Source organism: Micromonospora maritima (assembly GCF_902825405.1).
Classification (GTDB): Bacteria; Actinomycetota; Actinomycetes; order Mycobacteriales; family Micromonosporaceae; genus Micromonospora; species Micromonospora maritima.
In genome coordinates this window covers 1-12,590 of record NZ_CADEAU010000129.1, presented here as the reverse complement: position 1 = coordinate 12,590, position 12,590 = coordinate 1, and the positions used below count along the sequence as shown (strand labels likewise).

Sequence of the window (12,590 nt, the reverse complement as noted above, 5' to 3'; positions counted from 1 at the left end):
CGGTCGGACGACCGGCCCGGCCCCGGTGGCGAGCACGGAGGGCAGCCGGGCGGCGGTCGGCACGGTCCCGGCCACGGAGGGGCCCGGCTGGCGGTCGCTCGACGTCGGCTCGCCGTTCGACTACGCCCGGCAGGGCATCCTCTACGTCGCCGCGCACCTGCCCCGGCCCAGCGTGTCCGGGCTGCCCACGGCGGCCGGCGAGGAGTTGCTGGCGCTCGTCGGTGCGCTCGGTGGACGTACCCTCGGGCTCTTCTCCTCGCGACGGGCCGCGCAGCAGGCGGCGGAGCTGGTCCGGGCGCGGACCGACCTGCCGGTGCTGCTCCAGGGCGAGGAGGCGCTGCCGCTGCTGGTCCGCCGGTTCCGCGAGGAACGGGAGAGCTGCCTGTTCGGGGTGATGTCGCTCTGGCAGGGGGTGGACGTGCCGGGTGACGCCTGCCAGCTCGTCGTGATCGACAGGTTGCCGTTCCCCCGCCCCGACGAGCCGCTCGCGGCGGCCCGCGCGGCGGCGGTCGACGCGGGCGGCGGGTCCGGGTTCGCGGCGGTGAGCGTGCCGATCGCGGCGGTCCGGCTGGCGCAGGGCGTCGGGCGGTTGATCCGGGCCACCGGCGACCGGGGCGTGGTGGCGGTGCTCGACTCACGGTTGGAGACGGCGCGCGGCTACGGCCCTTTCCTGCGCCGGTCGCTGCCGCCGTTCTGGTACACCACGCGACCCGAGGTGGCCCGGGGCGCGCTGGAACGGCTCGCCAAGAGCTGACGCCCGCGCCTCCCCGGGTGGGGTGACGCGGGCGTCGACGGGTCCTGCCGGGTCAGGGCGCCTGGGAGGCGACCACCACCGCGTCCGGCGGGGTGTCCGGCACGGTACGCGCGGCGAGCCGCCGGACCGCGGTGTTGAGCACGGCGATCAGCGGCACCGCGACCAGCGCTCCGGCGATGCCGGCCAGCACCACGCCGGCGGCGATGCCGATGATCACGGCGAGCGGGTGGATGGCCACCGCCCGGCCCATGATCAGCGGCTGGAGCACGTGCCCCTCGACCTGCTGCACGCCGATGACCACGCCCAGGATGATCAGCGCGGTCACCGGGCCGCTGTCGACGAGCGCCACCAGCACGGCCACCACGCCGGACAGGAACGCGCCGACGATCGGGATGAACGCGCCCAGGAACACCAGCGCGGCCAGCGGGAACGCGAACGGGATGTCGAAGACGACGAGGAAGATGCCGATGCCGACGGCGTCGATGAACGCGACCAGGACGGTGGCCCGGACGTACGCGCCGAGCGTCGCCCAGGAGGCGCGCCCGGCGTCGTCGACCTTCCAGCGCGCGGCCACCGGCAGCAGCCGCACCAGGAACCGCCAGATGTTGTTGCCGTCGCGGAGGAAGAAGAACGTCGCGAACAGCACCAGGACGGTGCCGGTGAGCACCTCGGCCAGCGTGGCGGCGGTGCTGAGCGCGCCGCTGGTGAACCGCTCGGTGTTGCCGTTGATCCAGCTCTGCGCCTCGTCGATGTAGCGGTCGAGCTGGCTGTCGGACAGGTGCAGCGGGCCGGTCTTGAGCCAGTCCTGGATCTGCCGGACGCCCTGGGAGGACTTCTCGCTCAGCTCCGGCACGCCCTGGATGAACTCGTTGACCACCAGCGTCAGCGTGCCGATCACCGCGGCCAGGCCGCCGACCAGCACCACGCCGGTCGCCAGCGAGCGGGGGAACCGCGCCCTGAGCAGCCAGCCGACCGCGGGCGCGAGCAACGCGGAGAGCAGGAGGGCGACGGTCAGCGGGATGATCACGATGCTGATCGTGCCGATGATCTTGAGGAGTGCCCAGGTCACGATGCCGATCACGATCAGGCGCCAGCACCACGCGGCGGCGATCCGCAGCGCGTGCGGCACCTCCGTGTCGTCGCGGCTGACCGTCGAGTTGTGCATCGCGGCCGGCGGCTCGGCGCCCACCACCATCGCCGACGGCGACGCCACCGGACCCGGCGAGACCGGCGAGGCCACGCGGACGCCCTCCGGCGCCGCGTCCAATTCCTCCCGGCGGGACCGGACGGACTCGCGGCCCGACTCGTACGCGCGGCGGAGCCGTCCGCGCATCCGCTCGAAGCGGCTCAAGCGCACCTCCGGCAAGTCGGCCCACCCACGTCACAGGGGGGGACAGGATACGTCCGATCGCCCCACCCTAGGGCGACTGCGCCACACATTGCCCCGCCACGTCAGTGGCCAACCACGCCGGGATCGACCGCGGGGCACGCGGTAGCGTCTTCGCGTGACCGCCGACCAGAGTCTCGACGCCGGGCTGCCCATCCGCCTGCTGCACGACCGCGTGCTCGTGCGTACCGAGGGCGCCGAGGGGGAACGCCGCTCCACCGCGGGCATCGTGATCCCCGCGACCGCGGCGGTCGGCAAGCGGCTGGCCTGGGCCACCGCGGTCGGCGTGGGGCCGAACGTGCGCTCGATCGTCTCCGGCGACCGGGTCCTCTTCGACCCCGACGACCGCTCCGAGGTGGAGTTGCACGGTCGGGCGTACGTGCTGCTGCGCGAGCGGGACGTGCACGCGGTGGCGGCCGAGCGGGTGGAGACCACCGCCGCCGGCTCCACCGGCCTCTACCTCTAGCCCTCGTTTGCGGCGCTGCCCGGCGGGAAGCCCAGGCACCTCAGCGCCCTGGGGAGGGACCATGCCGGTAGTGATCAAGAAGATCCTCGCCTGGGGATTCCTCGCGTTCCTGATCTACTTCATGGCGTTCCGGCCCGACGGTGCGGCCCAGCTGTTCAAGGGGATCGGCGTGGCGCTGATGGCCATCGCCCAGGGGCTCGGCGACTTCCTCACCGGCCTGGTGGCCTGACCGTCACCCGCCCGGGTGCCACGGGTGCGGGCCGTGACCGACCGGAGGCGGTGGCGGGGCCAGCACCACCGGGATCGGCACCACCGGCTCGTCCGGCGCGTCGACCGTGCGCTGCGACCCGTCCGGGAACCGCAGGTGGTAGCGCTGACCGTCCCAGACCCCGACCGGCGCCTGCGGGTCCCGACCGACGAAGAACGACCGGTACGCGGCGATCGCGTCCAGCAGCTCCCGTTCCTCCCGTGCCGTCCGGTCCCGCTCGGCGGGCTTGCGGTCCAACCCCCGGCGCATCCCGTCGCGCAGCAACGCCAACCGGGTCGCGGCGAACTGGTAGCCGCGCATCGCCTTCACGCCGCCGTCGCCGGCCACCCGGCGGGCCCAGGTGCGGGCCGCGTGCCGCCGGCCCAGGCTGCCCAGCGCCGCCACCTCCGGCGGGGTCAGCCAGCCCGCCCGCACGTAGTCCGGCAGGGTGCGCTCGGTCAGCCGCCCCTCCCAGGCCCGCAGCCACACCGCCAGCCCCACCATGGCGAAGAAGATCGGCACCATCACGCCGAGGTAGCCGTAGAGCGCGATCACCGGCTGCCCGGTGGCCTGGGCCAGTGAGGGCAGGAGGTTCCAGGTGCCGTGCAGCATCATGGCCAGCAGCAGGCCGGCGAGCGGGGCGAGGATCCGCACCCGGCGGTCGGCGGTCCGCGCGGCCACACCCAGCCCGACGCCGGTCATCGAGGTGAACAGCGGGTGCGCGAAGCCGAACAGCAGGATCCGCACGATGAAGATCGCGATGACCTGCTGGGCGCCGGTGGCCGGGCCGTACTCCTCCACGCCGGTGCGGTAGCCGTATCCGCCCAGGTAGAGGATGTTCTCGACCATGGCGAAGCCGACCGCGGAGAGCCCGCAGTAGACCAGGCCGTCGGTGACCCCGGAGAACTCCCGCCGGCGGAAGATCAGCAGCAGGATCGGGCCGGCCGCCTTGGTCAGCTCCTCGATGAACGGCGCGACCAGCACCGCGGTCAGCGCGGTGGGCAACCCCCGGTCCTCGAACAGCCGCGCCCCCGTCTCGTTGACCAGCAGCGAGATCGCGGTCGAGACGAAGGCACCCCAGGCGAAGCAGAAGATCAGGTACTTCAACGGCTCGGGGCGGCACCGGGCCGCTGCCCGGCTACACCATCGTCAACCCGCCGCTGCCACCCCTCGTCGTCGACGGGGCCGCCACCACCGTCCGGCAGGGCGTGCACGCCCACGCCGGCTACATCGTCGAGGTCCCGGCCCGGTGGAACGGCGACCTGGTGATGTGGGCGCACGGCTACCGCGGCCAGGGCACCGAACTCTCCCCCGAGCCGCCCGCGTTCGACCTGCGGCAACGGCTGCTGTCCCAGGGATACGCCTGGGCGTCGTCGTCGTACGACCGCAACGGCTACGACATCCGCTCCGGGGTGCGCGGCACCCGGGCGCTGGCGGACCTGTTCGCCCGCACCGTGCGCCGGCCGCACCGGGTGCTCATCGCCGGGGTCAGCATGGGCGGGCACGTCATCGGCCGGTCCCTGGAGCAGTACCCCGGCTACTACGCCGGCGCGCTGCCGATGTGCGGGGTGCTCGGCGACCAGGAGCTGTTCGACTACTTCCTCGACTACAACCTGGTCGCGCAGGCGCTGGCCGGGGTGCGGGCCTACCCGACACCGGCCGACTACCTGACCAACGCGGTGCCCCGGATCCAGGTCGCGCTCGGGCTGGCCGGCCTGACCCCCACCGGCCCGGACACCACGAACGCGCTCGGCAAGCAGCTGCGCGCGGTCACCGTGGCCCGCTCCGGCGGGCCGAGGCCGGGCGCCGACGCCGCCTTCGCGGTGTGGAAGGACTTCCTGTTCGGCATCGCCACCACCGACGGCGGCGACTCCCCCGCGCAGCGGCCCGGACAGCTCGCCACGAACCTGTTCACCCGCTACACGCCGAACCAGCCGGTGAACCTGAACGCCACCGTGCAGCGGGTCGCCCCGGAGAACCTGCGCCAGCGGCTCTCCCCCGCGCTGACCGAGGTGCCCCGGATCGCCGGCCGGCCCACCGTGCCGGTGCTGAGCCTGCACGACCTGGGCGACCTGTTCGTGCCGTTCAGCATGGAGCAGGCGTACGCCCGGGACGTGGCGTGGCACGGCCGCTCCCGGCTGCTGGTGCAGCGGGCGGTCCGGGCCGCGCAGCACTGCGAGTTCAGCCCGGCCGAGGCCGGCGCCGCCTGGGACGACCTGACCCGCTGGGTACGCACCGGAAAGCGCCCGGCCGGCGACGCGGTCACCGACCCCCGGGCGGTGGCGGCACCGGACTTCGGCTGCCGGTTCAGCGACGCGGCCGCCTGGGCCGCCGGCGCCGGCACCCGACGCCTCTACCCGGCCTGCCCCTAGTCCTCCTCCGGCGCGTACCAGCCGCCCCGGTAGACGGTGCCCGGCCGGGGCGGCGCGTCGGACCCGGCGGCCGCCCGGCGGGAGCGGCGCACCCGGCTGACCACGAACCAGCCGACGCCGGCCACCACGGCGAGGATGACCACGTTCTGCAGCGTGCCGACGTACGCCTCGACCACGTGCCAGTTCTCGCCGAGCAGATACCCGGCGAGCACGAACGCGGTGTTCCAGATCAGGCTGCCCAGCGCGGTGAACAGGAGGAAGACCGGCACCGGCATCCGTTCCACGCCGGCCGGTACGGAGATCAGACTGCGGAAGATCGGAATCATCCGGCCGAAGAACACCGCCTTGACGCCGTGCCGGAGGAACCACGCCTCGGTGCGGTCGACGTCGTCCAACTTGATCAGGGGCAGCCGCGCGGCCAGCGCACGCATCCGGTCCCGCCCCAGCGCCGCGCCGACGTAGTAGAGCGCCAGCGCGCCGAGCACCGACCCGAGCGTGGTCCAGGCGATCGCGCCGAACAGGCTCATCCGGCCCTGGCTGGCGGTGAACCCGGCCAGCGGCAGGATGACCTCGCTGGGGATGGGCGGGAACAGGTTCTCCAGGGCCACCGCGAGCCCGGCCCCGGGGCCGCCGAGTCGTTCCACCAGGCCGGTGACCCAGCCGACGGGCCCTTCGCCGGCCGGCTCCGCGGCGCGCGCGGCACTCACCCGGGGGCCGGCGAGGAGCTGTGCGTTTCCGATCATCAGACCACGTTACGGGCCGAAGCGCCGGTCGACCACGGAAAGCGGCGCCGGTTACGGTGTGGCCCATGCGTAGGCCGCTGCGGGTCGCCGTCGCCCAACCGCTCACCCGGTCGCACGACGTGGCGGGCAACGCCGATCGGCACGCCGCCGCGTTCCACCCAGACCGCACCGGCCGCGCCGCGCTTGACCACCACCCGGTGCGCCACCGACGTCAGCGCCCGCGCCTGGGCCGCCGGATCCAGCCCGCCGGCCAGCACCGTCGCCTCGTCCGTGTTGACCAGCAGCAGGTCGACGTCGCGTACCCAGGTCAGGAACGCCCCTCCGACGCGCCGCAGCGGCGCCGCGGAGGCCGCGTCGACGCTGACGGTCAACCCACGCTCGCGCGCCGCGGCCAGCGCGCGCAGGCCCGCGCCGCGGGACCCGACGTCCAACAGCGTGTACGCGGACAGGTGCAGGTGCCCGGCGTCGGGCGCCGCCGCCAGGGCCGTCTCCACGTGCCCGGCGGTCAGGCGCAGGTTGGCGCCCCGCTGGCTGACCATGGTCCGCTCGCCGTCGTGGGTGAGCACGATGACCGTGCCGGTCGGGTAGCCCTCGTGCCGCTCGACGACGCAGTCCACGCCGGCCCGGGTCAGCTCGGCGACCCGTTCCCGGCCGGTCTCGTCGTCGCCGACGGCGGCCACCAGGCTCACGGCCGCGCCCTGCCCGGCGAGCCAGGCCGCCGTGTTGGCCGCCTGACCGCCGCCGCTGAACCGGATCCCCGCCGCGGTGTCCGAGCCGGTGGCCAGCGGACCGGACAGGACCGCGAGCACGTCGGTGATCACGTCGCCGACCACGACGACGCGCGGCACCCCGGTCATGCTGTGCTGGCCGGGCATGGCCTCACGGCCCTCGCTGCGCTCGGTGCGTTCGCTCATGCCGGGCGCCGGGCCGCCGCGGCGACCGCGACGCGTGCCGCCAGGTCGGCGTTGCGCAGGATGATGCGGACGTTCACCGCCAGACTGGCGCCCTCGGTGGCGGAGTGGAAGTGGGCCAGCAGGAACGGCGTCACCGCCTTGCCGGTGATCCCCTCGCGGGCCAGTGCCGTCAGGCCCTCGGCCAGCGTGCGGTCGTGCAGCGCGGGGTCGAGCTGCTCGTCGACCGGCAGCGGGTTGGCCACGATCAGCCCGCCGTGGTGCAAGCCCTGCGCCGTCCGGGCGGCCAGCACGTCGGCCACCTGCTCCGGGGACTCCACCGACCAGTCCAGGTCGAAGCCGGCGTCGGTCAGGTAGAACCCGGGGAAGCGGCGGGTGCGGTAACCCACCACGCCCACTCCGAGCGTCTCCAGCCGCTCCAGCGTCGCGCCCACGTCGAGGATCGACTTCACCCCGGCGCAGACCACCGCGATCGGCGTGCGGGCCAGGGTGACCAGGTCGGCCGACTCGTCGAACGTCTGCGCCGCCTCGCGGTGCACGCCGCCGAGCCCGCCGGTGGCGAACACCCCGATCCCGGCCGCCGCCGCCACCGCGCTGGTGGCCGCCACCGTGGTGGCCCCGTCCGCGCCGGTCGCCGCCGCCGGCGCCAGGTCGCGGACCGAGAGCTTGCTCACCCCGTCGACCGTGGCGAGCCGGGTGAGCTGGGCGTCGTCCAGCCCGACCCGCAGCTCGCCGGCGACCATGCCGATGGTGGCCGGTACCGCGCCGGCGTCCCGGACCGCCTGCTCGATCTCCCGCGCCACGCGCAGGTTGTCCGGCCGGGGCAGGCCGTGCGAGACGATCGTGCTCTCCAGCGCCACCACCGGGCGGCCGTCCCGCAGGGCGTCGGCCACGTCACTGCCGAGGCTGATGTGAAAGTTGGTCACATCGGCTACGGTACGGGCCGCTCCGCGGGCGGGCCCAGGTGGACCGGGCCGGAGGGGCCTGCCAAACTGGAAGGTCGGAGGTGCAGACGTGAGCACAGAGGTTCTCGAGCGTCCCGAGCTGAAGGACGCCGACACTGGTCCCGAGATGTTCCACTACGTCCGCAAGGAGAAGATCGCCGAGAGTGCCGTCATGGGCACCTACGTGGTCGCGCTCTGCGGCGAGACGTTCCCGGTCACCAAGGCGGCCAAGCCCGGCTCCCCGGTGTGCCCGAAGTGCAAGGAGATCTACGACTCCTACTCGGAGTGATCGTGGGCGGCTCCGCCGCCCACCCACGTAACCTGCGGCGGTGACCACCTCCACCGCGCTGCTCCTCGCCGACCTCACCGGCGTGGCGGTGTTCGCCGCCTCCGGCGCCTCCGCGGCGGTGGCGAAACGGCTCGACCTGTTCGGGGTGGTCTTCGTCGGCGTGGTCGCCGCCCTCGGCGGCGGGATCTTCCGCGACCTGGTGATCGACGAGGTCCCGCCGCTGGCGTTCGCCGACTGGCGGTACGCGGTCACCGCCGCCGTCACCGCCGCCGCCGTGTTCCGGCTGCACCCGCAGCTGGCCCGGCTGCGGACCACCGTGCTGGTGCTCGACGCGGCCGGCCTCGCCCTGTTCACCGTGACCGGCACGCTCAAGGCCCTCGACGCGCACGTGCCCGCGGTCGGCGCCTGCATGATCGGCATGCTCACCGCGATCGGCGGCGGGCTGGGGCGGGACCTGCTCACCGGCGAGATCCCGGTGGTGCTGCGCTCGGAGATCTACGCGGTCGCCGCGCTCGCCGGCTCGATCGTGGTGGCGCTGCTGTCGACCTACGGACACGCCACCGCGCTGCCGCTGACCGGCGCGGCGGTCTTCGTGTTCGGGCTGCGCCTGATCGCGCTGCGGCGACGCTGGTCGGCGCCGGTGCCCACGCTGCGCCCGCCCCGCACCGGGACCCGCTGGCCGTAGGCCCGATCCGTCGCGCACCGGGTGGGCGGATGTGACCAGCGTGGCGTCGGGTGGGGCGGAACGCCCTCGCTGGTTATGCTGGGTCGGCCTTCGCGGCACCGGATGCGCGAGGGCCTTTTCATGGGCGGCGGCTCCCGTGGCCCCCGGTCGGGCCCGCCGCCGTCCGCGGCGGAGAGGAGCCACGCGTGCCACCGCGGATGCCCGCGCTCGACACGTTCCCGCCCCTGCGTGCCTGGCAACGCAAGGCGATGGTGGAATACCTGCGCCGCCGGGCCGAGGACTTCACCGCGGTCGCGACGCCCGGCGCCGGAAAGACCACCTTCGCCCTGCGGATCGCCGCCGAGCTGCTCGCCGACGGCACCGTCGAGGCGGTCACCGTGGTCGCGCCGACCGAGCACCTGAAGACCCAGTGGGCGCAGGCGGCGGCCCGGGTCGGCATCCAGCTCGACGCCGCGTTCCGCAACGCCGACCTGCACTCCGCCGCCGACTTCCACGGCGCCGTGGTCACGTACGCCCAGGTCGGCATGGCGCCGCAGGTGCACCGCCGGCGCACCATGACCCGCCGGACGTTGGTGATCCTCGACGAGATCCACCACGCCGGTGACGCGCGTACCTGGGGCGACGGCGTCAAGGCGGCGTTCGAGCCCGCGGTACGCCGGCTGATGCTCACCGGTACGCCGTTCCGCTCCGACGACAACCCGATCCCGTTCATCAGCTACGAGCGCGGCGGGGACGGGCTGCTGCGCTCCCGCGCCGACTCGGTCTACGGATACGCCGACGCGCTGCGCGACGGCGTGGTCCGGCCGGTGCTGTTCCTGGCGTACTCGGGGGAGACCCGGTGGCGCACCAACGCCGGCGAGGAGTTGGCGGCCCGGCTGGGCGAGCCGATGACGCAGGACCTGATCGCCCAGGCGTGGCGGACCGCGCTGGACCCGGCCGGTGACTGGATGCCGCAGGTGCTGCGCGCCGCCGACGCCCGGCTGAGCGTGCTGCGGGCCAACGGCATGCCCGACGCGGGCGGCCTGGTCATCGCCAGCGACCAGCAGGTGGCCCGCGCGTACGCGAAGCTGCTGGAGCAGGTGACCGGTGAGAAGGCCGCCGTGGTGCTCTCCGACGACCAGGGCGCATCGGCGCGGATCGCGACGTTCGCGGCCTCCGAGCAGCGGTGGCTGGTCGCGGTGCGGATGGTGTCCGAGGGCGTGGACATCCCCCGGCTCGCCGTCGGCGTGTACGCGACGAGCGCCAGCACCCCGCTCTACTTCGCGCAGGCGATCGGCCGGTTCGTCCGGGCCCGCCGCTCCGGCGAGACCGCCTCGGTCTTCCTGCCCAGCGTGCCGCACCTGCTCGGGCTGGCCAGCGAGATGGAGGCCGAGCGGGACCACGTGCTCGGCAAGCCCAAGGACCGTGAGGGCTTCGACGACGACCTGTTGGAGCGCGCCCAGCGCGACGACGGGGCCAGCGGGGAGCTGGAGAAGCGGTTCGCGGCGCTCTCCGCCACCGCCGAGCTGGACCAGGTGATCTTCGACGGCGCGTCGTTCGGCACCGCCGCCCAGGCCGGGACGCCCGAGGAGGAGGAATACCTCGGCCTGCCCGGGCTGCTCACCGCCGACCAGGTGTCGCTGCTGCTGACCAAGCGGCAGGCCGAGCAGCTCGCCGCGCAGAAGCGTCGGGCCGCCCAGCGGACCGCTGAGCCGGCCGCTGCCGCCCCGGTGGCGGCGCCCCCACCAATGAGTGCGGCCCAGCGTCGGGTGGCGCTACGGCGGCAGCTGAACGCCCTGGTGGCCGCCCGGCACCACCGCACCGGCCAGCCGCACGGCAAGATCCACGCCGAGCTGCGCCGGCTCTGCGGCGGCCCGCCCAGCGCCCAGGCCACGATCGAGCAGCTCGAGGAGCGCATCGCCACCGTGCAGACCCTGTAAGGAAGGGCCCCCTGTTAACGCCTCCGGTAGAGCAGGGGCCCCTTCTTGACACCGGGCACCGCACCACCCGCGTACCCGCACAAAAACCGGCCGGAGGCTCCCCTTGCGGGTGCCTCCGGCCGGTCATGTCGGGTTGTGGACTTCTTGTCGGACCTCAGTTCGCCATCAGATCGGCGCCTCGCCAGCTGAACTCCGGGTCCGACGCGTAGCGCACGGTGATCTTGACGAGATCCTCCGCGTACTTGTTCGCGTGGTGCCCACAGAACACCAACTCGCTCCCACCCGCCAGAGTGATCCGGAGCTTGCCGGCAGCATTGCAGCGGTCGCACCGTTCATCGGCGGCCGGGGGGCTCACCGTCTCGGGCGGCGGCGTGAGGGTCGGGGTCATCGCCTTCCTCCTCTGGTCGTCACCGATGAACACTCTCTTCGGTTGCTCACCTATCGTGCAACACCCATCTCGGGCCCTGCCTTCCCTGTGTGCCCGCGGGGGACCGAGGTCACACCTGGAGTGGAAGACAGTGTGCCGTGCACCAAGGGTGCCACGTCAACGATCACAAACAGGCAACCGACCGATCACCGATGAGTGTTCTACGGCTGGTGATCAAACCGGCACGACGAGTTGACGTGCGGTGGTCAGTCCAGGTAGTCGCGGAGCACCTGGGAACGCGAGGGGTGCCGCAACTTGGACATCGTCTTGGATTCGATCTGCCGGATGCGTTCCCGGGTCACGCCGTACACCTGGCCGATCTCGTCCAGGGTGCGCGGCTGGCCGTCGGTCAGGCCGAACCGCAGGCGTACCACGCCCGCCTCGCGCTCGGACAGCGTCTGGAGGACCTGCTGGAGCTGGTCCTGCAGCAGCGAGAACGAGACCGCGTCGACCGCCACGACGGCCTCGGAGTCCTCGATGAAGTCGCCGAGCTGGCTGTCGCCCTCGTCACCGATGGTCTGGTCGAGCGAGATGGGCTCCCGGGCGTACTGCTGGATCTCCAGCACCTTCTCCGGTGTGATGTCCATCTCCTTGGCCAGCTCCTCCGGGGTGGGCTCGCGGCCCAGGTCCTGGAGCAGCTCGCGCTGGATCCGGCCGAGCTTGTTGATCACCTCGACCATGTGCACCGGGATGCGGATGGTGCGGGCCTGGTCGGCCATGGCGCGGGTGATGGCCTGGCGGATCCACCAGGTGGCGTACGTGGAGAACTTGTAGCCCTTGGTGTAGTCGAACTTCTCGACGGCGCGGATCAGGCCGAGGTTGCCCTCCTGGATCAGGTCGAGGAAGGCCATGCCCCGCCCGGTGTAGCGCTTGGCCAGCGAGACCACCAGTCGGAGGTTGGCCTCCAGCAGGTGGTTCTTGGCCCGCTCACCGTCCCGGGAGATCCACATCAGGTCGCGCTGCAGGTCGCGGACCAGCTTCTCCTCGCCCTCGTCGGCGGCGCGCAGCCGCTCGGCGGCGTAGAGGCCGGCCTCGATCCGCTTGGCGAGCTCGACCTCCTGCTCGGCGTTGAGCAGCGGCACCTTGCCGATCTGCTTGAGGTAGGCCCGGACGGAGTCGGCGGAGGCGGTCAGCTCGGCGTCCCGGCGCGCCTGCTTGAGCGCCTCGGACTCCTCGTCGTCCCACTCGAAGTCGTTGTCGGTGGCGGAGCTGGCGGCGTCGGCCTCGGCGGCCTGGGCCAGCTCGGCCGGCTCCTCGACCACGACGTCCTCGATCTCGGCGGCCAGCTCCTCCGGGTCGATCTCGCCCTCGGCGCCCTCGCCCTTGGCGCCGGCCTTGCCGGACTTCGCCGCGGCGGTCTTGGCGGCCACGGTGGCCTTGGTGGCCCGGGTGGCCTTGGTGGCCTTCGCCGGGGCGGCGGCCGTGGCGGCCACGTCGGCGGTGGTG

At 73.5% G+C, this 12,590-nt stretch carries 13 protein-coding genes and 1 pseudogene; 7 read left to right on the top strand and 7 right to left on the bottom strand.

Annotated features, from left to right (window positions below; translation table 11 throughout):
* A partial coding sequence (locus tag HUW36_RS14495) for an ATP-dependent DNA helicase (protein ID WP_246248172.1) occupies positions 1-754 on the top strand: 754 nt, incomplete at its 5' end.
* A 52-nt stretch (positions 755-806) separates the two neighbouring features.
* Here the strand turns inward: HUW36_RS14495 and HUW36_RS14490 are convergent.
* Entirely contained in the window at positions 807-2,087 is a 1,281-nt protein-coding gene (locus HUW36_RS14490) for an AI-2E family transporter (protein ID WP_246248173.1), read from the bottom strand.
* Positions 2,088-2,259: 172 nt separating this feature from the next.
* Here HUW36_RS14490 and HUW36_RS14485 point away from each other — a divergent pair, with 172 nt between their 5' ends.
* Together HUW36_RS14485 and HUW36_RS14480 are read left to right on the top strand one after the other, a co-directional pair.
* On the top strand, positions 2,260-2,607 hold the full coding sequence (locus tag HUW36_RS14485; protein ID WP_099163495.1) for a GroES family chaperonin: 348 nt from the start codon (positions 2,260-2,262) through the stop codon (positions 2,605-2,607).
* A 61-nt stretch (positions 2,608-2,668) separates the two neighbouring features.
* Positions 2,669-2,836 carry a hypothetical protein gene (locus HUW36_RS14480; RefSeq protein ID WP_172967907.1) on the top strand — a complete coding sequence of 56 codons (168 nt, stop codon included), beginning with the start codon at positions 2,669-2,671 and terminating at the stop codon, positions 2,834-2,836.
* Positions 2,837-2,839: 3 nt separating this feature from the next.
* On the opposite strand, the pseudogene HUW36_RS14475 reads toward HUW36_RS14480, so the two are convergent.
* A pseudogene (locus tag HUW36_RS14475) lies at positions 2,840-3,979 on the bottom strand (PrsW family intramembrane metalloprotease); the annotation flags it as partial.
* 83 nt (positions 3,980-4,062) lie between these two features.
* Here HUW36_RS14475 and HUW36_RS14470 point away from each other — a divergent pair.
* The gene (locus tag HUW36_RS14470; protein WP_246248171.1) at positions 4,063-5,226 is read left to right on the top strand and encodes an alpha/beta hydrolase family protein; all 1,164 of its coding nucleotides are present in this window, start codon (positions 4,063-4,065) and stop codon (positions 5,224-5,226) included.
* Here the strand turns inward: HUW36_RS14470 and HUW36_RS14465 are convergent.
* The 3 genes from HUW36_RS14465 to HUW36_RS14455 are packed head-to-tail and all read right to left on the bottom strand — an operon-like array spanning position 5,223 to position 7,806.
* A complete protein-coding gene (locus HUW36_RS14465; RefSeq protein ID WP_174528637.1) occupies positions 5,223-5,969 on the bottom strand; it encodes a DedA family protein in 747 nt (248 codons plus the stop codon). The genes HUW36_RS14470 and HUW36_RS14465 overlap by 4 nt on opposite strands.
* On the bottom strand, positions 5,969-6,826 hold the full coding sequence (locus HUW36_RS14460) for a carbohydrate kinase family protein (protein ID WP_343044326.1): 858 nt from the start codon (positions 6,824-6,826) through the stop codon (positions 5,969-5,971). Before HUW36_RS14460 ends, HUW36_RS14465 begins: the two co-directional genes overlap by 1 nt.
* A 53-nt stretch (positions 6,827-6,879) precedes the next feature.
* Complete coding sequence (locus HUW36_RS14455; protein ID WP_174528636.1) at positions 6,880-7,806, bottom strand: pseudouridine-5'-phosphate glycosidase; 927 nt, start codon at positions 7,804-7,806, stop codon at positions 6,880-6,882.
* A gap of 88 nt (positions 7,807-7,894) precedes the next feature.
* Here HUW36_RS14455 and HUW36_RS14450 point away from each other — a divergent pair, with 88 nt between their 5' ends.
* From HUW36_RS14450 to HUW36_RS14440, 3 genes are all read left to right on the top strand, one after another.
* Positions 7,895-8,113: a DUF3039 domain-containing protein gene (locus HUW36_RS14450; RefSeq protein ID WP_091579574.1), complete on the top strand. Its 219-nt coding sequence runs from the start codon at positions 7,895-7,897 to the stop codon at positions 8,111-8,113.
* Between the two features lie 40 nt (positions 8,114-8,153).
* On the top strand, positions 8,154-8,798 hold the full coding sequence (locus HUW36_RS14445; protein ID WP_174528635.1) for a trimeric intracellular cation channel family protein: 645 nt from the start codon (positions 8,154-8,156) through the stop codon (positions 8,796-8,798).
* A 197-nt stretch (positions 8,799-8,995) separates the two neighbouring features.
* Positions 8,996-10,717 (top strand): DEAD/DEAH box helicase, encoded by a 1,722-nt coding sequence (locus HUW36_RS14440; protein WP_174528638.1) that lies wholly within the window; start codon positions 8,996-8,998, stop codon positions 10,715-10,717.
* A gap of 154 nt (positions 10,718-10,871) precedes the next feature.
* Here the strand turns inward: HUW36_RS14440 and HUW36_RS14435 are convergent, their stop codons facing one another.
* Positions 10,872-11,105, bottom strand: a complete 234-nt coding sequence (locus HUW36_RS14435) for a DUF7455 domain-containing protein (protein WP_013284786.1) — start codon at positions 11,103-11,105, stop codon at positions 10,872-10,874.
* A 245-nt stretch (positions 11,106-11,350) separates the two neighbouring features.
* A partial coding sequence (locus HUW36_RS14430) for an RNA polymerase sigma factor (protein WP_174528634.1) occupies positions 11,351-12,590 on the bottom strand: 1,240 nt, incomplete at its 5' end.

Excerpts from the sequence above, each read along its gene's own strand:
- HUW36_RS14490 (WP_246248173.1), bottom strand. The coding sequence starts at position 2,087 with ATGCGCGGACGGCTCCGCCGCGCGTACGAGTCGGGCCGCGAGTCCGTC.
- HUW36_RS14480 (WP_172967907.1), top strand. The coding sequence starts at position 2,669 with ATGCCGGTAGTGATCAAGAAGATCCTCGCCTGGGGATTCCTCGCGTTC.
- HUW36_RS14465 (WP_174528637.1), bottom strand. The coding sequence starts at position 5,969 with ATGATCGGAAACGCACAGCTCCTCGCCGGCCCCCGGGTGAGTGCCGCG.
- HUW36_RS14460 (WP_343044326.1), bottom strand. The coding sequence starts at position 6,826 with ATGACCGGGGTGCCGCGCGTCGTCGTGGTCGGCGACGTGATCACCGAC.
- HUW36_RS14440 (WP_174528638.1), top strand. The coding sequence starts at position 8,996 with ATGCCCGCGCTCGACACGTTCCCGCCCCTGCGTGCCTGGCAACGCAAG.
- HUW36_RS14435 (WP_013284786.1), bottom strand. The coding sequence starts at position 11,105 with ATGACCCCGACCCTCACGCCGCCGCCCGAGACGGTGAGCCCCCCGGCC.